A 19,853-nucleotide genomic window follows, 5' to 3' on the forward strand; every position below is an offset into this window, starting at 1 on the left:
ACCATGCGATCTGTTCGCATGCGGATTCTCGTGACGCTGCTCGTACTCGCCGTCGCGGGGATCGGCGGCTGGCAGTTACTGCCGTCGCAGGGGAACGAGAACCGCGCCGTCACCGTCGGCACGACCGACGGCATCACCGCACTGGACCCGGCCGGAGCCTACGACTCCGGATCCTGGGCGCTGTTCGGCAACGTGTTCCAGACCTTGCTGACGTTCGATCCGGGCGGGGTCGAGCCGGTCCCGGACGCGGCGACGGGCTGTGCGTTCCAGGGCAGCGGCCTGAGGACGTACCGGTGCACGCTCCGCCCCGGCATCACCTTCCCGAGCGGGCGCGCCCTGACGGCCGAGGACGTGAAGTACTCCTTCGACCGGGTCAAGGCAATCGACTCCGACCTCGGCCCGGCGTCCCTGTTCGACACGCTCGCCTCGGTGAGCGCCGATGGCCCGGACACCGTCACCTTCCACCTGTCCTCCTCGGACGCCACCTTCCCGCTGAAGATCGCCACCGGCGCCGGCTCCCTCGTGGACAAGGAGAAGTACCCGGCCGACGCCCTGCGCACGGACGCCGCCGCCGACGGCACCGGGCCCTACCGGCTGACGGCGTACACCGAGGGCGAGAAGGCCGAGCTCACCCCCAACAAGCACTACCGGGGCCGGCTGACCCGCATCGGCCGGCCGGTCGAGCTGCGCTACTACGCCGACTCCGCCGCGCTCGACCGCGCCTGGAAGGCCCGGCGGATCGACGTCGCCACCCGCACGCTGCCGCCGCGGGTGCTCTCCGCGCTGAACCCGGGCGACCCGGGGCAGCGCGTCACCGAGGCCGACAGCTCCGAGACCCGCAACCTGTACCTCGACACCCGCTCCCGCTCCCCGCTGCACGACGTGCGGGTGCGCCGGGCGCTGGCCTGGCTGGTCGACCGCGAGCGGCTGGCCGCCGAGGTCTACCAGGGCACCGTCGACCCGCTCTACTCGCTCATCCCGACCGGCATCACCGGCCACACCACGTCGTTCTTCGACGCCTACCCGAAGCCGAGCACCCGCAAGGCGCGCGAGCTGCTCACCGAGGCCGGGGCGGACCTGCCGGTGCGCTTCTCCCTCGGCTACGGCACCGGCCGGGGCGCGGGGGCCGAGGAGGCCGCGGAGCTGGAGAAGCAGCTGGAGGCGACCGGCATGTTCGAGGTCGACGTCAAGGGCTACGAGTGGACCGACTTCCAGCGGCAGTGGGCCGCCGGGAAGCTGGACGCGTGGGCGGTCGGCTGGGTGGCCGACTATCCCGACCCCGACACCTTCGGCGCCCCGCTCGTCGGCACCGGCTCCACCATGAACACCGGCTACCGCAACAAGCTGGTCGACCACCTCGTCCTGGACAGCAGGCAGTTCGCCGACCGCGGGCGGGCCGCCAAGGACTTCCGGGAGATCCAGAAGGCCGTGGCCCGGGACGTTCCGCTGCTCCCGCTGTGGCAGCGCAAGGACTACGTGGTCAGCACCGACGACGTGGTCGGCGGTCAGTACCTGACGGACGGCACGGGCGTGTTGCGGCTGTGGCGGCTGGACTGGATCTGAGTCACTCGTCCCGCCCGCGCCCCGGATCCGGCAGCACCCTCGTCATGCCGGGCAGGAAGTCCGTGAACAGCTCGTGGACCTCCAGCACCAGCGGCCGCAGGACGCGGAAGCGGGCCAGGGACACCCCGCGGGCGGTGAGACGGGCGCCGCGCCGGGCCAGGCGGTAGCTGCGCTCCCGGTCCTCCGTGCGGTCGAAGATCCAGTACAGGACCAGTCCCATCTGGGACAGCCACATCAACTCCGGCAGGACGTCCCGCAGTTCGGGGGCCACCTTGGACTTCGAGCCGGCCAGGACCTCCCGGTGCACGCTGATCGCCTGCTCGCGCGCGTGCTCGCTCTCCGGCGAGAAGGGGCTGAGCGGGCTGTCGGGGTCGGCGGCGTTCTTGAAGAACTGGACCGCGAACTCGTGGTACGGCCGGGCGATGTCCAGCCACGCGGTCAGCACGCCCGCGAGCCGGGCCTCCAGGTCGGTCTCCCGGTCCAGGACCTCCCGGACCGCCGCCTGGTGCTCGGCGGCGATCCGGTCGTAGAAGCCCTGGATCAGGTGTTCCTTGCCCTCGAAGTAGTAGTAGGCGTTGCCGACGGAGACCCCGGCCTCCTTGGCGATGGCCCGCATCGTCGTCTTGTCGTACCCGCGCTCCTGGAACAACCGCATCGCGGTCTCCAGGATCAGCGCACGGGTCTGCTCGGACTTGCTGCTCTGGGGGCCGGCCGCCTCGGGGCCGTCGTTCTTCGCGGGCACGGTAGAAGAGCCTAACGACTGGCGGGGGCGGTGCCGGAGCAGGACGGCGGCTCGTAGGTCCAGCCCGAGCGCGGGTGGTAGCACCAGCCGTCGGCCCGCCGGTACGCCTGGCCGCCCCACTGCGTTCCCCGCCACTGCCCCTCGCGCCACTTCGCGGCGGCGAGGACGGCCCCGCGGGCCAGCCCGGCGCCGGCCGGGGTGGCGAGCCGGTGGGCCAGCGGGCGGTGCGCGCGCAGGGCCCACAGGACGACGATCCAGGCGCGCGGGCCCCGGTAGACCTGCCCGGAGTCGCCGACGACGGTGATCTCGTCCAGGCCGGCGGGGTGACCGAGCCCGGGGAAGCGGGCGCGGGCTTCCGCGGAGCCCGCCGCCACCAGCCTCAGCGGCACGAGCTGCGGCTGCCGCGCCAGCCAGGTGCCCAGGTGCCGGCACAGGGCGCACTCGGCGTCGTACAGGAGGGTCAGCCCGCGGACCGGGGCGCTCGCGGCGCCCCGGCCCTCCGTGGTGGTCACGGTGGTCACGGCGGTCACGCCCCGGCCGTCGGAGCGATCCACTCCTGCGGGGTGACCGGGGGCAGCTGCTCCCGGTCCATGACCCCGCGCCGGCGGATCCGGTTGAGCACGTACACGTTGCCCAGGTGCATCACGCCGAGCACCAGCAGGACCACGCCGAGCTTGGTCGACAGGGCCTCGAAGATGCCGCGGGTGTCCTCGATCGTCTCGTCGTCCCCCAGGTACAGCGCCACGAAGCCGAGGTTGACCAGGTAGAAGCCGACCACCAGGAGGTGGTTGACGGCGTCCGCCAGCTTCTCGTTGCCGCGCAGCACGTCGGCGAGGAAGATCCGGCCGTTGCGGCTGAGCGTGCGGGCCACCCAGACGGTCAGCGCGATGCTGACGGCCAGGTAGATGACGTAGGCGATGACGGTGCGGTCCATGCCCCACCCCTTCTTGAACGCGTTCAAAACGCTGACAGGGATGACTCTAGACCCATTTTTGAACGCGTTCAACCGGGGGTGGGTCAGCCCCTGCGGCCCAGCGCCGGGCGCTTGGTGTAGTCCGTGAAGCCGATGACGTTCCCCCACGGGTCGGCGATCTCCACGGTCCAGCCGGTGGCCACCTGGAACACCTCGTCCAGCGGCGCGATGCCGGCGGCCGCCAGCCTGCGCGCCGCCGCCCGCGCGTCCGGCACCTCCAGCCAGACGCGCGGCGAGGGCCACGGCGGCGTCCGGTGGCCGAGCTCCTCGTCGGCGCGCAGCAGGATCCCGGGTGTCTCCCCGCCGACCTTCAGCAGCGCGATCCCGGCCTCGTCGAACCGGAAGCCCACGCTGAAACCGGCCCGCTCGTAGAACCCGAGGGCCTCCGCCAGGTTCCCGACGGGGAGCAGTACGTTGTCGAACCCGAGCAGTTCGTACGACTCTTCGTCTGACATGTCGTCAGATTAGGAGTCCTCGTGCCCAGATGCGAGGAGCCCCACCGGAAGGTTCCCGGTGGGGCTCGGCGGCGGTCCCGTCCGTGGCTCACCGCGGGCGGGACGGGTCCGGACCGACGGTGGCGCGGGGTGGCCGTACGGCGAGGGCCCCGCCCCCCGGTGCGTGACCGGGGGACGGGGCCCGACGTGCCGCAGGCGTCCGGCGGATCAGTAGCGACGCGTGATGAGCGCGCGCTTGACCTCCTGGATCGCCTTCGTGACCTCGATGCCGCGCGGGCAGGCGTCCGTGCAGTTGAAGGTCGTACGGCAGCGCCAGACGCCGTCGCGGTCGTTGAGGATCTCCAGGCGCTGCTCGCCCGCCTCGTCCCGGCTGTCGAAGATGAAGCGGTGGGCGTTCACGATCGCGGCCGGACCGAAGTACTGGCCGTCGTTCCAGAACACCGGGCAGGACGACGTGCACGCGGCGCACAGGATGCACTTGGTGGTGTCGTCGAAACGCTCGCGGTCCTCGGCGGACTGGAGGCGCTCACGGGTCGGCTCGTTCGTCTCCTTGGTGACCAGGAACGGCATGACGTCCCGGTACGCCTGGAAGAACGGCTCCATGTCCACGACCAGGTCCTTCAGGACCGTCAGGCCCTTGATGGGCTCGATCGTGATCGGCTTCTCGGGGTTGATGTCCTTGATCAGCGTCTTGCAGGCGAGGCGGTTCTTGCCGTTGATCCGCATCGCGTCCGAGCCGCAGATGCCGTGCGCGCACGACCGGCGGAAGGTGAGGGTGCCGTCGAGGTCCCACTTGATCTTGTGGAGGCCGTCGAGGACCCGCTCCTTGGGGTCGATCTCCAGCTGGAAGTCTTCCCAGGCGGCCTCCGCCGCGACCTCCGGGTTGAACCGGCGGACGCGGAAGGTGACCGTGATGTAGGGGGAGTCGGCGAAGCCGGGCTCGGGCTGGCCGGCCGCGTCCGCCTTGTCCAGAACAGGGGTAGCCATCAGTACTTACGCTCCATCGGCTGGTAGCGGGTCTGGACGACCGGCTTGTAGTCGAGACGGACGGTTTCCGAGCCGTCGGCGCCGACCTCGCGGTACGCCATGGTGTGGCGCATGAAGTTGACGTCGTCGCGGTTCGGGTAGTCCTCGCGGTAGTGACCGCCGCGGGACTCCTTGCGGGCCAGCGCCGAGACGGCCATGACCTCGGCCAGGTCGAGCAGGTTGCCCAGCTCGATCGCCTCCAGGAGGTCCGTGTTGAACCGCTTGCCCTTGTCCTGGATCGCCACGTTCTTGTAGCGCTCCTTGAGCTCGGCGATCTTCTCGACCGCCGTCTTGATCGTCTGCTCCGTGCGGAACACCATGACGTTGGCGTCCATGGTCTCCTGCAGCTCGCGGCGCAGCGTGGCCACCCGCTCGTTGCCGGTGGAGGTGCGCAGCCGCTCGATCTGCTCGACGACGAGCGACGCCGGGTCCTCCGGCAGCTCGACGTAGCCGGCCTTCGCCGAGTACTCGGCGGCGGCGATGCCCGCGCGGCGGCCGAAGACGTTGATGTCCAGCAGCGAGTTGGTGCCCAGGCGGTTGGCACCGTGCACGGAGACGCAGGCGACCTCGCCGGCCGCGTACAGGCCCGGGACGACGGTGGTGTTGTCCGCCAGGACCTCACCCTCGACGTTGGTCGGGATGCCGCCCATCGCGTAGTGCGCGGTCGGCTGGATCGGGATCGGGTCCGTGTAGGGCTCGATGCCGAGGTAGGTCCGCGCGAACTCGGTGATGTCCGGGAGCTTGGCGTCCAGCTGCTCCGGCGGCAGGTGGGTGAGGTCCAGGTACACGTGGTCGCCCTCGGGACCGCAGCCGCGGCCCTCGCGGATCTCCGTGTAGATGGAGCGGGACACGACGTCACGCGACGCCAGGTCCTTCATGACGGGAGCGTACTTCTCCATGAAGCGCTCGCCGTCCTTGTTGCGCAGGATGCCGCCCTCGCCGCGGGCACCCTCGGTGAGCAGGATGCCCATGCGCCAGATGCCGGTCGGGTGGAACTGGAAGAACTCCATGTCCTCCAGCGGCAGGCCCCGGCGGTAGACGGCGGCCTGGCCGTCACCGGTGAGGGTGTGCGCGTTGGAGGTCACCTTGAAGAACTTGCCGCAGCCGCCGGAGGCGTAGATGACGGCCTTCGCCTGGAAGACGTGGATCTCACCGGTGGCCAGCTCGTACGCGACGACACCGGCCGACTTCTTGACGCCGTCGACCTCGGTGATCAGCTGGTCCAGGACGTAGAACTCGTTGAAGAACTCCACGCCCTCCTTGACGCAGTTCTGGTACAGCGTCTGGAGGATCATGTGGCCGGTGCGGTCCGCGGCGTAGCAGGACCGGCGGACCGGGGCCTCGCCGTGGTTGCGGCTGTGGCCGCCGAAGCGGCGCTGGTCGATGGTGCCGTTCGGGGTCCGGTTGAACGGCAGACCCATCTTCTCCAGGTCGAGGACGGCGTCGATGGCCTCCTTCGCCAGGATCTCGGCGGCGTCCTGGTCGACCAGGTAGTCACCGCCCTTGACCGTGTCGAAGGTGTGCCACTCCCAGTTGTCCTCCTCCACGTTCGCCAGCGCTGCGGCCATGCCGCCCTGCGCGGCGCCCGTGTGGGAGCGGGTGGGGTAGAGCTTGGTCAGGACCGCGGTGCGGCTGCGCTTCGTCGCCTCGATGGCGGCGCGCATGCCCGCGCCGCCGGCGCCGACGATGACGGTGTCGTACTTGTGGATCTTCATGATTCTCGCAGCCCCGTGCCTAGCGGATGTTCGGGTCGAAGGTGAAGATCACCAGCGTGCCCAGCAGGATGGTGAACACCGTGGCGGTGTACAGCAGCGCCTTCAGCCACAGGCGGCTGTTCGGGCGCTCCGCGTAGTCGTTGATGACGGTGCGCAGGCCGTTGGCGCCGTGCAGCATCGCCAGCCACAGCATCAGCAGGTCCCAGACCTGCCAGAACGGGGACGCCCAGCGGCCGGCCACGAAGGCGAAGCCGATCTTGGAGACACCGCCGTCCAGCACGAGCTGGATCAGCAGGTGGCCGATGACCAGGACGACCAGCACGACGCCGGACAGGCGCATGAAGAGCCAGGCCGCCAGCTCGAAGTTGCCCCGGGTCGACTTCGGGGTCTTCTTGGTGCGCTTGCGGGGCGCCTCGATCAGCGGGGCCGGGTTGTCGACGTCGTAGAGGGGGGCGCCCTCGACGGGGCCGACTCCGGACGCGGTGGTTTCAGTCGTGGACATGGGCGTCAGCTCCCGAACAGGACACGAGCGGCGTGGCCGAGGACGGGGTAGACCGCACCCGCCATGAGGACGATCCAGACGCCCATCACGGTCCAGAACATCTGCTTCTGGTAGCGCGGGCCCTTCGACCAGAAGTCGACGGCGATGACGCGCAGACCGTTGAGCGCGTGGAAGAGGATGGCGGCGACGAGGCCGTACTCCAGCAGCGCGACGATCGGCGTCTTGTACGTGGCTACGACCTTGTCGTAGTCCTCGGGGGAGACACGCACGAGAGCGGTGTCCAGCACGTGAACGAACAGGAAGAAGAAGATGAGGACGCCGGTGACTCGGTGAGCCACCCAGGACCACATTCCTTCCCGGCCGCGGTACAGCGTTCCAGCCGGCACGGAAGAACCCTCCGGGAGCGGGGACTAGGGCCGCGCCGGCTTCACTGTCGGTCGGGCCCGGCCGGGTACGGTCCACCGGCCCCCAGCATCGTAGCGAGGCGCCGCGCTCTGCCTTACGGGGGGCCTACCGGTGTGATCAAAGTGGCACGCGGTTGGGCTAGCGGGTGGGGCCGCCGGGGCGGGTTCGGCGGTCATTTGCCGGATACGGGCACGTTTGGGCTGGTCGCGCGGTTGCCCGCGCCGCGGAGCAGACCCATGAGCCGCCCCCTCGCGAGGCGCCGCAGCTCCTCCGCCGCGATGACCCGCTCCTCCTCCGGATCGTTGGTCAATCGTGACCGGATCGCCTGGAGGATGTGGTCGATGACCTCGTCCGCCGGCACGTCGCCCGGGTAGATGACGAACGCGTGGCCGAAGCGGGCCTCGTAGGCCGCGCGGGCTGCGGCCAGGGCCATGTGGGCGGCCGAGTACGTGTCCTCGGGGAGCTCGGGCAGCGACTCGCCCGCCAGGGCCTCGGCCAGGTCGGCCGGCGAGAGGTCGTACGCCGCCTCGTCCGCCGCGGCCAGCAGGGCGTCCGGATCCGGGTAGGGACGGTGGTCGGCGATCCGGTGGGCCCAGCGCAGGCTGCGCAGGCAGTGCAGGAGGAGGGCGCGCGCCTCGTCGGCGGGTGCGGCGTTGAAGGTGTCGAGAGGCGTGGGGAGATACGGGAGACGGTGGGCGGGCAGCGTGGGTCCTCGCGTCACATGTGGCGTGGCAGGGGATGCGTGAAAGCTGTGAAAGGTGTGTCGTCAGGTTATCGAGAGTGGTCATGGTGTGTCCGGGGGATACCGGAATTTCACCCGAACGGAAGAGTTTCGGGCCGCTCGGGTGACGGATGAACGGTGGAACGGTCGTACGTTGGCAGGGTGACCCAGCACAGGCGCAGGCGCCGGGCACCGGCGCGACAGGTGATGCGGAAGCGGGCCGTGGTGGCGGCCGCGTTCGTCGGGACGGTCGCGCTCGGCACGGGCGTCGGCGTGTGGGCCTCCTCGGACGGGGGCGGGCGGACGCCGCCGGGCGGCGCCCGGCAGTCGTCGTCCGGCCGGGTGCCCGGCACCGGCGCCGAACGGGCTGCGGAGGGCACGCCGTCGGCCAGTCCCAGCCCGAGCCGGTCCTACCCGCTCTCGCAGGCGCCGCGCACCATACCCGCGGTGCGCTCCCACACCCCGGCGCGCGGCCCCGGCTGGCAGCCGCACCAGGGCGGGCGGGTGGTGGTGCGCGACGCCGCCCTCGCCGACGAGGGACGGCTGATAGCCGGGGAGCTGGGGCTGGCGTACGCGGGGGAGAAGGACGACGTGCGGGCGGGCGACGTGCGGCTCGCGCTCGGCGGCGGGGGCGGGGACCAGGAGTCGTACACCATGACCGTCCGGGACGGGCGGGTCGACATCAGCGGGCCCGGCGAGGCGGGGGTCTTCTACGGCACCCGGACGCTCAAGCAGGAGGTGCGCGGCGGGGGCACCGCGCCCGAGGGCGTCGTACGGGACCAGCCGGCCAAGCCGGTGCGCGGGTTCATGCTCGACATCGCGCGCAAACCGTTCCCCGCCTCCTGGATCGAGGACCGGATACGCGAGCTGGGGGACCTGAAGTACAACGAGCTGGGGCTGCACTTCTCCGACGACCAGGCGTTCCGGATCGAGTCCACCAGCCACCCCGAGATCGTCTCCCCGGACCACCTGACCAAGGCGCAGGTCAAGCGGATCCTGGACCTGGCGGACAGCCGGCACATCACCGTCGTCCCCGAGATCGACTCGCCCGGCCACCTGGGCGCGGTCCTCGCCGCCCACCCCGACCTCCAGCTGCGCAACGCCGGCGGCGTCCCGACGCGGGGCGCGATCGACATCTCCCAGGACGCCTCCGCGAAGCTCGTCGACGACCTGCTCGACGAGTACGCCGGGCTCTTCACCGGCGGCCGGTGGCACCTCGGCGGCGACGAGTACCAGGCGCTGACCGTGGCCGACCCGCAGGCCTCCTACCCGCAGCTGGCGGCCGCCGCCCGGCAGCGGTACGGCTCCGGCGGCACCGTCGCCGACCTCACCACCGGCTGGCTCGACGACCGCGCCGCCACCGTCCGCGCCCACGACCGGACCGTCCGGGCCTGGAACGACGGCTTCCTGCGCGGCACCTCCGTACAGCCCGACAAGAATCTCCAGGTCGCCTACTGGACCGGCAAGGAGATCGGCGCCCGGCAGCCGGCCGAGTACCTCGACGCCGGCCGCGAAGTGATCAACTACAACGACGAGTTCCTCTACTACGTCCTCGGTCAGCCGCAGACCTTCGTCTACCCGACCGGGCAGCGGATCTACGAGCAGTGGAACCCACGGGTGCTGCGCGGCACGGCCGCCGTCCCGGCGCGCTACGACGGGCAGATCCTCGGCGGCACGTTCGCGGTGTGGTGCGACCTGGCGAACGCCCAGACGCCGGCGCAGGTCGCCGCCGGCATCCGGATGCCGCTGCGCGCCACCGTGCAGAAACTGTGGGATCCGGGCAGGCCCGCACTGTCCTGGGCCGACTTCGCCAGGCTGGCGGACCGGCTGGACTGACAACCGAATGGACGTACGGCGGCCCCCGACCGTATGTTCCGGTGATCACGCGCCCGGTTCGGGGAGAGCCGCGCGCCACTCTCACTCCGCCCTTCCCGGGCCCTGCACCTCTTCGGGGGAACCTCGTCATGACCTCACCCGTGCCCGCACCGCCGTACGTCGTCCCGGCCGGGCCCCGGCTGCGCTCGCCGGCCGCGCTCGGCCGGGCCGTGGTGGCCCTGCTCGGGCTCGCCGTCGCGGCCGACCTGTTCGCCTGCTACGCCGACCTGCTGGAGGTGGACGTCACCGGCGACATCGCCGAGGGCCTCGTCGGTGCGGACGTGGTCGACCGGGCCGACCGCGCGGACACCCTCTACGGCGTCGCCGGCATCGCCCAGGGCGTCGCGCTGGTGGCCACGGGCATCGTCTACCTGTGCTGGCTGTGGCGGATCAGGGTGAACGCCGAGGTGTTCGACGCCGCCGGGCACCGGATGAAGCGCGGCTGGACCATCGGCGCCTGGTTCTGCCCGATCGTGAACCTGTGGTTCCCGCGCCGGATCGTCGCCGACAGCTGGGACGCCAGCGCCCCCTGGGGCGAGCGGTCCGGGCACACACCGGTCAACGCCTGGTGGACGCTGTGGATCGCCGACCTCTTCGTGGGCCGGTACGCGGACACCGTCTCCCGGCGCGCCGAGACGGCGGAGGAACTGCGCGAGGCCGCCAAGGTGATGCTGTTCTCCGACGCGCTCGACATCGTCCCCGCCGTCCTGGCCGCCGTCGTGGTCCTGCGGCTGACCCGGATGCAGGAACGAAAGGTGTTCTCCGGCGAGCTGCCGGTCCCGGTGCTTGGCTGAAAACCGTAGCTGTGACACTCCCGCGCCGTTGCACGCAGTAAGGGGAAGTGCGGGCTCCGTACCGGTCGGCGCCCTGGCAAGGGAGGCATTCATGAGCCTGGTGGAACTGATCGCACAGGCCGACGAGCGCGGACTGGCGGCCAGCGGCCTGGCTTGTTTGGATCGGTGCCTGCCCTTGCTCGGCGGCGACGACGAGCTGCTGCGTCCGCTGTGGGCGAGCCTCGCCGACGGCTCCGACTGGGCCGGGAGCCTGGCCCGGGCCCGCGACACGCTGGACGTCGCCGGCCGCGCCGACGACGAGGCCGCGCGGCTCGCCCTGCGCATGCTGGAGGCGGCCCCGGCCGAGCGCACCGCCGACGCGGTACGGCCGTGGGCCGACGCCTGCTCGGTCGCCTCGCTCCGCGTCCACCGGCTGCTCGACCCGGCCGCCGACGGCACCCCGGTCGCGGACGGCACCCCGGCGGCGGCCGGCATCGACGCCGGGCGCGCGGGCGACGCCGCGGAGCTGCCCCCGCTCGTCGCCGCCGAGCTGCGCCGCCAGGCCGCGGTCCTGGAACTCCTCGCCGACTACGGCGCGCAGGGGCTGCGCCGCGCACTGGAGGTGTCGGTGGAGGGACGCCGGGTGCTGCGCGCGGTGGTCTCCCGCCGGGCACGCAGCGCGGCGGAGGCGGGGGCGTGAGGGGACCCGTGCTCGTGCGGGGAACCGGAGTGTGAGAGGCCTCGTGCTCCTTGCGGGAGAGCCGGGTGGGAGGGGCTTCTCGATCTCCCCGGGGACCTGGCGCGCGGGGCGGGCCTGTGCTCTTGCGGCGGGGGAGGTGGGGCGGTCCTGCGACGGTTGGCGGAGCGTCGGTGAAACGGTCCGGAACCCAGTGACGAAACCCCGCCCCGGCTCGCTCTTCCCTATGTGACAGCCGAACTGACAGCCCAAGTGACAGCGCGGTACGGGACGACGCCGTACGGGACAGCGCAGCAGGACACCCGGCCGCACGCCGCGGCGAAGCCCGCGCGGTGGGCGGCGGACGCGGTGGCGACCATGCGCGAGGGCGCGCGGGTGCGGCTCGACTACTCGGCGCAGAGCCTGTGGCGGGTGGACCGGATGATCGAGGAGATACGCCGCGAGCAGCCGCCGTACGAGGCCGTCGAGAACGTGCTGCGCGGCTTCGGCGCCTACGCCGGCGAGGTGATCGTCCGGCAGACCGGCGCCGAGTGGTGGGCGACCGGCGGCGACCACTGGGTGCGCACCCCCGACGGCCGGCTGTGGGACCCCATCGAGGAGGCCCGCCGCTGCTACGGCGGCACCGGTTCCCTCCGGCTGCTGTGCCGGGACGCCACCGCCGCGCGCTGACCGGTCGGGCCCGTCCGGCTGTGACACTTCCGTCCGGGCCGGCGCTGGTGATCGTGGAGGGCGACCGACACGGCCGGAGCGTGTCGCATCGTGAGGGAAGCGCCACGCGGTGGCCAGGAACTCGGTACGAACGAGGACGGTCTTGGGCCAGGGAGGGCAAGCCCGCCGCCCGCAGCCGCGGGACGGGGAGCTGGGCGCGGCCGTCGCGCGGGCCCAGGAAGGTGACGAGGCCGCGTTCGCGGTGGCGTACCGGATCGTGCATCCCGGCCTGCTCGGCTACCTGCGGGGCCTGGTCGGCGAGGACGCGGAGGACGTCGCCTCCGAGGCCTGGCTGGAGATAGCCCGCGATCTCGGGCGCTTCGAGGGAGACGGCGCCGGGTTCCGCGGCTGGACCGCGGCCATCGCCCGGAACCGCGCCCTGGACCACCTGCGCCGGCAGCGGGTACGGCCCCGGGCGGCGCGGCTCGGACAGGACGCCCTTGAGCTGCCCGGCCGGCACAGCACCCACGACCAGGCCCTGGAGTCGCTCTCCACCGAGCGCGCGCTGGAGCTGCTGCGTGCGCTGCCCCGGGACCAGGCCGAGGCGGTGCTGCTCCGGGTGGTCGTCGGCCTCGACGGCCCGGCCGCCGCCCGCGTCCTCGGCAAGCGCCCGGGAGCGGTCCGCACGGCCGCGTACCGGGGGCTGCGCCGCCTCGCCCGCCGGCTCGGCGCGCCCGGACCCGGTGCCGCGCACCCCGACGGGGTGGCGGATACCGGCCCACCGGCGCCGGGTGAGTCCGGGCGGACGGGCGAAGACTCCGGGCGGACCGGCGGGAACTCCGGGCGGACCGGCGGCAACGAGGTCGGCAACGGTGCCGGCAACGAGGACGGCAACGAGGCTGGCAACGAGGACGGGAACGGGGACGGACATGGGTGAACGGCACAGCGGCGAGGGGTTGCCCGGGTGCCGGCGCGCGCACCCCGGCGGTACCGTCACCGCGCCGGCCGACGGGGCAGGCGGCTCTCCGGAGTTCGCCGAGCTGGCGGCGTGGCTCGGTGCCGCGCTGCGCGTCGAGCGCATAGACCCCGAGGCCGAGCGCAGCGCCGTGGCCGCCTTCCGGGCCGCGCGGGAGGCGGCCGCACGGGAGGTGGCCGCGCGGGACACGCGTACCGGCGTCCGGGACGACCGGCGCCCCGGGGAGCCGCGCCGCGCCCGCCGCTCGCTGCGGACCACGCTCTCGCTGGCACTCGCGAGCCTCACCGTCGGCGGAGTCGCCGTGGCGGCGATCGGCTCCGCCGGGTCCGGCCCGCAGGGCGACGACCGGACCGCACCGGCACCACACTCCGCGCGGTCGTCTCCGGGCGCCCCGCACACCCCGGCGGACGGCGCCCCGGCGGACGGCGCCCCGGTGGACGGCTCGCCCACCGGACGTGCCGACGCCGGATCCGCCGGCCCCTCGGCGCGTCCGGGGGACCCGGCCGCCGCCCAGGACACCCTCGGCCAGGACACCCTCATCGCCTGCCGTGCCTACGCCAGGGCCGGCGAGCCGGGCCCCGGCGTGGAGGCGACGGCCTGGCAACGGCTCGTCACCGCGGCGGGTGGCGCCCGGAAGGTCGCCGACTACTGCGCCGCCCGGACGGCGCGCGCCGGGGAGAAGACCGCCGACGAGAGCGCCGGGGAGAAGACCGCCGACGAGAGCACCGGCGAGGCCGGCACCTCCGGCGGAGCGGGCACGTCCGGCGGCACGGGCGAGGACGGCGCCTCGACCGGATCCGGCGGCACCGGCAAGGAGAGGGCCTCCGGCGGTACCGGCACGGACGGCGCCACCGGCGAGGCGTCCGGCACGGGCGGCACCGGTGACAGCGGCGCGGGAGGGACCAGGGGCGGCGGTCAGGAGCCGCCGGCCGCGGGAAGGCCGGGCGGCGAGCCGTAGCCACGTACGAGCTGAAGCAACGGCCGGGGCCGCCACCCCCCACAGGAGAGGCCCCGACCGTCGCGTCGGCGGGCCGCGTGCGGCCCGTACTCTTCTCAGCGCCGTGAGTGCGGTTTCTGTCACACCCGGCCCGTCGCGAGCTCACCCTGCGCACACCCGCGCACGGTCACGAGTTAGTTGCATCTTTTACAGACATGGACGGACAGAGCTTTCACGCCGTAACGTGCCTTTCGCGCCGACCGAAGACAGGCGTAAAGGGAGTACGGTGCTGGGGGACGACGCGGAGCTGACCGCCGCGGTGCGTGCGGCACAGGGCGGGGACGAGACCGCGTTCCGCACGGTGTACCGCGCAGTGCATCCCCGGCTGCTCGGATACGTGCGCACGCTGGTCGGAGATCCGGACGCCGAGGACGTCACGTCCGAGGCGTGGCTCCAGATAGCCCGCGACCTGGACCGGTTCAGCGGTGACGCCGACCGGTTCCGCGGCTGGGCCGCCCGGATCGCCCGCAACCGAGCCCTGGACCACATACGCATGCGGGGCCGCCGCCCCGCCATCGGTGGTGACGAGACCGAGCTGACCGGCCGCGCCGCCGAGTCGGACACGGCCGGTGAGGCCATCGAGGCTTTGGCCACCGACAGCACCCTCTCCCTCATCGCCCGGCTCCCGCAGGACCAGGCCGAGGCGGTCGTCCTGCGCGTCGTCGTCGGTCTGGACGCCAAGACCGCGGCCGAGACGCTCGGCAAGCGCGCGGGCGCCGTCCGTACCGCCGCGCACCGTGGTCTGAAGCGGCTCGCGGAGCTGATCGGAGCCGATCCGGAATCGGCGGGCGGACTGGACGCGCTTCCGCCGCAGCGAGAACCGCGCCGCGGCGCGGTGACGTCCGCAACTGTGACGCACATGCGTACGCGGACGCAGAAGGACTTGTGATGGCCGACGAGCAGTACACGTGGCTGAACCGTGAGACGGCGGAACGCCTGCTGCGCGGAGAGTCGCTGGAAGCCGTCGATCCCTCCGCCCGTGACCAGGCCAAACGCCTCTCCGAGGCACTTGGCGCGCTGTCCGCGGAGGTGGCTCCCGCCGCCGGCGAGCTCCCCGGCGAACAGGCCGCGCTGGCCGCGTTCCGCAAGGCACGTGAGGCCGCCGAGGCGGAGCGCACCGCCGCCGCCCACGCCTCCGTCCCCGCCCGCCCCCCGGTGCCCGACGCCGACGCGGGCCTGGTGCGGATCACCGCCCCCACCCGTACCGGAATCCCGGCCCGGCGTCCCCGCTGGGCCCGCCCGGTGCGCCTGGCCCTCGCTGCCGTGGTGGCCGCCGGCACGCTCGGCGGCGTCGCCGTGGCCGCCGGCAGCGGAGTACTGCCCACGCCGTTCGGCAAGGGGCGCCCCGGCCCCGCCGTCTCCCGTTCCGCCGAGGAGGCTTCCGCCGGGCCGATCGCCTCGACCTCCCCGCGGGCCACGGCCGGCGGCGGGACGGCGCCGGGCACCCCGGGCGGCAGCCGCGGCGGGCAGCCGGACGCCTCCGGGAAGGCCGAGCCACCGGGCGGTGGACCGGGCACGGGCGCGCTCCACGGCTCCCAGGCCCCCTCCGCGACGCCCGGCGCCCGCTGGCCCGGTGCCGCCGCGGCCTGCCGGATCCTGCGGGACGGCAAGAACCTGGACACCGGCCGCAAGCGCGCACTGGAGAACCTGGCGGGCGGCGCCCCCCGGGTGACCATGTTCTGCGAGGCCCTCCTGGCCGCGAACGACTCCCCTCCCGGCAAGGGCAGCGGCAAGGGCAGCGGCACCGCCGGCGACAACTCCTCCGGCTCCGGGCAGGACGGGGAGAAGGGTTCCGGCAAGGGCTCGGGCAAGGGCTCGGGCAAGGGCGAAGGCTCGGACAAGGACAAGGACAAGGGCAAGGGCCGGGGCTCGGGCAAGGGCAACGACGGCAACGACAAGGGCGAGGACGGGGACAGGGGTCAGGGCTCGGGCAAGGGCCACGGCCGCGGGACCGGCGGAACCGGCGGCGGTGCCGGCGACCGCACCGGCGCCGGCACGGGCGGCCGGCACGACGGGGCCGCGCCCGCTTCCTCCGCCTTCGCCCCGCACCCCGGCGCGCCGGGCGGGAACCGGGCGGCCCCGTCGCCCGACCCGACGTACACCGCTCTCTGAGCAGCCCCCGCCCATCGCCCTCCCGGGCAGCGCAGCCCGCCCACGCCCCTGTCCCCCCACCCCTCACGGCCGACACACCCGCCCCACGCAACCCTCTGACCTGCGGTGATGTGATCGAAGAAAAAACTTCGCCCCGAGGTGTGACGTTTCTGGAGCTCTCGACGCAGTAATGAGTGAGCCGACTGGTCATCGGCCGTCGCACTGAGCCGGGGTTCCCCCCGTACCCACGGCTCGTGCACCTGGCGCGGGCGGGACACGTTCCCCCGGTCCCGCCCGCGCCCCGCAGGCCCCCTCCCGCCTCTCTCACCGGGGCACGGCGCTCACCAGGACACGACGACCTTGTCGCCGACCCGCACCTGCGCGAAGAGGACGGCGATCGCCGTCTCGTCCCGGACGTTCACACAGCCGTGCGAGCCGCCCGCGTAACCGCGCGCCGCGAAGTCGTACGAGTAGTGCACCGCCTGGCCCCCGCTGAAGAACATCGCGTAAGGCATCGGTGCGTCGTAGAGGGTCGACACATGGTGCCGTGACTTCCAGTAGACGGTGAACACACCATCGCGGGTCGGTGTGTACTGCGTGCCGAAGCGCACGGCCATGGTGGACAGGGTCTGTCCGTTGATCATCCAGCGCAGTGTCCGGCTGCTCTTGCTGATGCACAGCACCCGTCCGGTCAGGCAGCGCGGATCGGGCGCGGCGGCCGGCTGCCCGCCCGTCGGGTACAGCTCCCACCGCCCCGGCGGCCGCGTCATCGCCACCAGCCGCTGCCAGGTCACGGTGTCCGTGGCCCCGGTCCGCGGCAGCCCGCGCTTGCCCTGGAAGCCGCTGACCGCCCGCTCGGTGGCGCCGTCGTACGCCCCGGTGGGCCCGACCGCCAGCCAGGCGACCTGACGCAGCCGCGCCTGCAGTTCCCGCACCCCGGGCCCGCTGTCCCCGCGCGACCACAGCACCCGGGGCGCGGGCACCGGCTGGGCGGCGGGTGTCGTCCGGGCGGGGAGCGGAGCGCGACCGTCCGGCACCCGCACCCCCACCGGCGGGCCGCCCTTGCCGTCGGCGTCCACCGGCTGCACCGTGCACCCGCAGAGCGCGGCGAGCGCGGCGGCCGAGGCGAGCAGGGCGGCAGGTGTCCCCGGGATCCTCATGCCGGAGATGTTTCCCCGCGTGACCGGCGCCGAACTACGGGGCATGGTGAGGAGTACCGGTCCTACCGCGGAGGCATCCATGGCACGTGAGTCGGAGTCGGGCCTGCCGATCGAGCCGGTCTACGGGCCGGCCGCCCTGACCGGCTGGAACCCGGACGACAAGCTGGGCGCGCCGGGCGCGTACCCGTTCACCCGCGGGGTGTACCCGACCATGTACACCGGCCGTCCCTGGACCATGCGCCAGTACGCCGGCTTCGGCACGGCGGCCGAGTCCAACGCCCGCTACCGGCAGCTGATCGCGCACGGCACCACGGGCCTGTCCGTCGCCTTCGACCTGCCCACCCAGATGGGCCACGACTCCGACGCACCCCTCGCGCACGGCGAGGTCGGCAAGGTGGGCGTGGCGATCGACTCGATCGACGACATGCGGGTGCTGTTCGACGGCATCCCGCTGGACCAGGTCTCCACGTCGATGACGATCAACGCGCCGGCCGCGCTGCTGCTCCTCCTCTACCAGCTCGTGGCGGAGGAACAGGGCGTGGCGGCGGACCGGCTGACCGGCACGATCCAGAACGACGTGCTGAAGGAGTACATCGCGCGCGGGACGTACATCTTCCCGCCGAAGCCCTCCCTGCGCCTGACCGCGGACATCTTCAGGTACTGCACCGCCGGGATCCCGAGGTGGAACACGATCTCGATCTCCGGCTACCACATGGCCGAGGCGGGCGCGTCCCCCGCGCAGGAGATCGCGTTCACGCTCGCCGACGGCATCGAGTACGTCCGTACGGCGGTGGCGGCCGGCATGGACGTCGACCACTTCGCCCCGCGCCTGTCCTTCTTCTTCGTGGCCCGTACCACGCTGCTGGAGGAGGTCGCCAAGTTCCGCGCGGCCCGCAGGATCTGGGCGCGGGTCATGAAGGAGGAGTTCGGCGCGGAGAACCCCAGGTCGCTGATGCTGCGCTTCCACACCCAGACGGCGGGCGTGCAGCTGACGGCGCAGCAGCCGGAGGTGAATCTGGTCCGGGTCGCCGTCCAGGCCCTGGCGGCCGTCCTCGGCGGCACCCAGTCGCTGCACACCAACTCCTTCGACGAGGCGATCGCGCTGCCGACGGACAAGAGCGCCCGGCTGGCGCTGCGGACGCAGCAGGTGCTGGCGCACGAGACCGACGTGACGGCGACGGTGGACCCGTTCGCCGGTTCGTACGCGGTCGAGCGGCTGACGGACGACGTGGAGGAGGCCGCCGTCGACCTGATGCGGCGGGTGGAGGACCTCGGCGGGGCGGTCGCGGCCATCGAGCGGGGCTTCCAGAAGGGCGAGATCGAACGGAACGCGTACCGCATCGCCCAGGAGACGGACTCCGGGGAGCGGGTGATCGTGGGCGTCAACCGCTTCCGGCTGGACGAGGAGGAGCCGTACGAGCCGCTCCGGGTGGACCCGGCCATCGAGGCCCGGCAGGCGGAGCGCCTGCGCACGCTGCGCGCCGAGCGGGACCAGGGGGCCGTGACCACGGCGCTGGACGCGCTGCGGAAGGCGGCGGAGGGGGAGGACAACGTCCTGTATCCGATGAAGGAGGCGCTGCGGGGGCGGGCGACGGTGGGGGAGGTGTGCGGGGCGCTGCGCGAGGTGTGGGGCAGTTACGTGCCGAGCGACGCGTTCTGACTCCCCGGCGTCGACGAACGACGGCCATCCCCGGCCGGGACGGCCTCCCGGCTCCCCGGCGCCGACGCACGACCGCCACCCCCGGCCCGGGCCCGACACGGCCTCCCGGCTCCCCGGCGCCGACGCACGACCGCCACCCCCGGCCCGGGCCCGACACTGCCTCCCGGCTCCCCGGCGGCGACGGACCACCGCAACCCCGGGCCGGGTTGTCGTACCCCCGTGCCACACTCCTCTCCATGTTCGGCGTCATCGATCTCCCCACCTACCTCGCGGGCCTGACCCTGATCGTCCTGCTGCCCGGCCCCAACTCCCTCTACGTCCTGTCCGTGGCCGCCCGGCGCGGCGTGCGCGCCGGTTACACCGCCGCCGCGGGCGTGTGGTGCGGTGACACCGTGCTGATGACGCTGTCCGCCGCCGGAGTCGCCTCGCTGCTCCAGGCCAACCCGCTGCTGTTCGGGATCGTGAAGTACGCCGGGGCCGGATACCTGACCTGGCTGGCGGTCGGCATGCTGCGGGCCGCGTGGCAGATGTGGCGCGACCGCCGGGAGCGGTCCGCCGTGGAGGCCGCGCCGGCCAGGGCCGCCGAGGAGCGGCCGTTCCGCCGGGCCCTGGTCGTGAGCCTCTTCAACCCCAAGGCGATCCTGTTCTTCGTCGCCTTCTTCGTGCAGAAAGTGGCAGAATCGGAACGCTCTGACCGGGGAGTTTGTCTTGTCTGACGTGCACCAGGCTGCGGCACTGTTCGCCCTCATGAGCCCCCAGGAGCAGCGGCGGGCGCTAGGAGCCCTGGGCTTGCCTGAGAGGCTCCAGAAGGAGCCCCAGGAACCTGCCGTCACCCCGTTCGCGGCTCTGGGCAGTAGGCCGAGTAGGCGGAAGC

At 72.9% G+C, this 19,853-nt stretch carries 19 protein-coding genes and 2 pseudogenes; 11 read left to right on the forward strand and 10 right to left on the reverse strand.

Annotation, left to right across the window (positions count from 1 at the left end; translation table 11 throughout):
* Positions 1-3 precede the first annotated feature (3 nt).
* A complete protein-coding gene (locus ABZ576_RS18785; protein WP_360741475.1) occupies positions 4-1,563 on the forward strand; it encodes an ABC transporter substrate-binding protein in 1,560 nt (519 codons plus the stop codon).
* Position 1,564: 1 nt separating this feature from the next.
* Here ABZ576_RS18785 and ABZ576_RS18790 read toward each other — a convergent pair whose 3' ends face one another.
* The 9 genes from ABZ576_RS18790 to ABZ576_RS18830 form a co-directional block, all read right to left on the reverse strand.
* Positions 1,565-2,305 carry a TetR family transcriptional regulator gene (locus ABZ576_RS18790; protein WP_360741477.1) on the reverse strand — a complete coding sequence of 247 codons (741 nt, stop codon included), beginning with the start codon at positions 2,303-2,305 and terminating at the stop codon, positions 1,565-1,567.
* A gap of 11 nt (positions 2,306-2,316) precedes the next feature.
* Entirely contained in the window at positions 2,317-2,835 is a 519-nt protein-coding gene (locus ABZ576_RS18795; protein WP_360741479.1) for a DCC1-like thiol-disulfide oxidoreductase family protein, read from the reverse strand.
* The gene (locus tag ABZ576_RS18800) at positions 2,832-3,239 is read right to left on the reverse strand and encodes a hypothetical protein (RefSeq protein ID WP_360741481.1); all 408 of its coding nucleotides are present in this window, start codon (positions 3,237-3,239) and stop codon (positions 2,832-2,834) included. Before ABZ576_RS18800 ends, ABZ576_RS18795 begins: the two co-directional genes overlap by 4 nt.
* An 83-nt stretch (positions 3,240-3,322) precedes the next feature.
* On the reverse strand, positions 3,323-3,733 hold the full coding sequence (locus ABZ576_RS18805; protein ID WP_360741483.1) for a VOC family protein: 411 nt from the start codon (positions 3,731-3,733) through the stop codon (positions 3,323-3,325).
* Between the two features lie 207 nt (positions 3,734-3,940).
* Positions 3,941-4,720, reverse strand: a complete 780-nt coding sequence (locus ABZ576_RS18810) for a succinate dehydrogenase iron-sulfur subunit (RefSeq protein WP_360741485.1) — start codon at positions 4,718-4,720, stop codon at positions 3,941-3,943.
* Positions 4,720-6,474 (reverse strand): succinate dehydrogenase flavoprotein subunit, encoded by a 1,755-nt coding sequence (gene sdhA, locus ABZ576_RS18815; RefSeq protein ID WP_360741487.1) that lies wholly within the window; start codon positions 6,472-6,474, stop codon positions 4,720-4,722. The genes ABZ576_RS18810 and sdhA overlap by 1 nt, the downstream gene beginning before the upstream one ends.
* Before the next feature lie 19 nt (positions 6,475-6,493).
* Complete coding sequence (locus ABZ576_RS18820; protein WP_360741489.1) at positions 6,494-6,976, reverse strand: succinate dehydrogenase hydrophobic membrane anchor subunit; 483 nt, start codon at positions 6,974-6,976, stop codon at positions 6,494-6,496.
* A 5-nt stretch (positions 6,977-6,981) separates the two neighbouring features.
* Positions 6,982-7,362, reverse strand: coding sequence for a succinate dehydrogenase, cytochrome b556 subunit (gene sdhC / locus ABZ576_RS18825; protein WP_360741491.1), 381 nt, complete (start codon positions 7,360-7,362; stop codon positions 6,982-6,984).
* A gap of 191 nt (positions 7,363-7,553) precedes the next feature.
* Positions 7,554-8,102: a 2-oxo-4-hydroxy-4-carboxy-5-ureidoimidazoline decarboxylase gene (locus tag ABZ576_RS18830; protein ID WP_360741493.1), complete on the reverse strand. Its 549-nt coding sequence runs from the start codon at positions 8,100-8,102 to the stop codon at positions 7,554-7,556.
* A 207-nt stretch (positions 8,103-8,309) separates the two neighbouring features.
* Between ABZ576_RS18830 and ABZ576_RS18835 the strand changes: the two genes are divergently transcribed.
* The 8 genes and pseudogenes from ABZ576_RS18835 (at position 8,310) to ABZ576_RS18870 (ending at position 16,180) form a co-directional block, all read left to right on the forward strand.
* Positions 8,310-9,938, forward strand: a complete 1,629-nt coding sequence (locus ABZ576_RS18835) for a glycoside hydrolase family 20 protein (RefSeq protein WP_360741559.1) — start codon at positions 8,310-8,312, stop codon at positions 9,936-9,938.
* A 128-nt stretch (positions 9,939-10,066) separates the two neighbouring features.
* A complete protein-coding gene (locus tag ABZ576_RS18840) occupies positions 10,067-10,771 on the forward strand; it encodes a DUF4328 domain-containing protein (RefSeq protein WP_360741495.1) in 705 nt (234 codons plus the stop codon).
* A gap of 91 nt (positions 10,772-10,862) precedes the next feature.
* Positions 10,863-11,450 carry a hypothetical protein gene (locus ABZ576_RS18845; protein WP_360741497.1) on the forward strand — a complete coding sequence of 196 codons (588 nt, stop codon included), beginning with the start codon at positions 10,863-10,865 and terminating at the stop codon, positions 11,448-11,450.
* Between the two features lie 249 nt (positions 11,451-11,699).
* Positions 11,700-12,116 carry a hypothetical protein gene (locus ABZ576_RS18850; RefSeq protein WP_360741499.1) on the forward strand — a complete coding sequence of 139 codons (417 nt, stop codon included), beginning with the start codon at positions 11,700-11,702 and terminating at the stop codon, positions 12,114-12,116.
* Positions 12,117-12,258: 142 nt separating this feature from the next.
* Positions 12,259-12,825, forward strand: a pseudogene (locus tag ABZ576_RS18855) (RNA polymerase sigma factor); the annotation flags it as partial.
* 199 nt (positions 12,826-13,024) lie between these two features.
* Positions 13,025-14,029 (forward strand): hypothetical protein, encoded by a 1,005-nt coding sequence (locus ABZ576_RS18860; protein WP_360741501.1) that lies wholly within the window; start codon positions 13,025-13,027, stop codon positions 14,027-14,029.
* Positions 14,030-14,294: 265 nt separating this feature from the next.
* Positions 14,295-14,957, forward strand: coding sequence for an RNA polymerase sigma factor (locus ABZ576_RS18865; RefSeq protein ID WP_360741503.1), 663 nt, complete (start codon positions 14,295-14,297; stop codon positions 14,955-14,957).
* Positions 14,957-16,180 (forward strand): hypothetical protein, encoded by a 1,224-nt coding sequence (locus tag ABZ576_RS18870; RefSeq protein WP_360741505.1) that lies wholly within the window; start codon positions 14,957-14,959, stop codon positions 16,178-16,180. Before ABZ576_RS18865 ends, ABZ576_RS18870 begins: the two co-directional genes overlap by 1 nt.
* Positions 16,181-16,500: 320 nt before the next feature.
* Here the strand turns inward: ABZ576_RS18870 and ABZ576_RS18875 are convergent, their stop codons facing one another.
* On the reverse strand, positions 16,501-17,319 hold the full coding sequence (locus tag ABZ576_RS18875; protein WP_360741507.1) for a L,D-transpeptidase family protein: 819 nt from the start codon (positions 17,317-17,319) through the stop codon (positions 16,501-16,503).
* A 79-nt stretch (positions 17,320-17,398) separates the two neighbouring features.
* On the opposite strand from ABZ576_RS18875, the gene ABZ576_RS18880 reads away from it, so the two are divergent.
* Positions 17,399-18,979 carry a methylmalonyl-CoA mutase family protein gene (locus tag ABZ576_RS18880; protein ID WP_360741509.1) on the forward strand — a complete coding sequence of 527 codons (1,581 nt, stop codon included), beginning with the start codon at positions 17,399-17,401 and terminating at the stop codon, positions 18,977-18,979.
* A 236-nt stretch (positions 18,980-19,215) separates the two neighbouring features.
* Positions 19,216-19,653 (forward strand): annotated as a pseudogene (gene leuE, locus ABZ576_RS18885) (leucine efflux protein LeuE); the annotation flags it as partial.
* Positions 19,654-19,853 lie beyond the last annotated feature (200 nt).

The organism is Streptomyces sp. NPDC013455, from assembly GCF_040632975.1.
Taxonomy (GTDB): Bacteria; Actinomycetota; Actinomycetes; order Streptomycetales; family Streptomycetaceae; genus Streptomyces.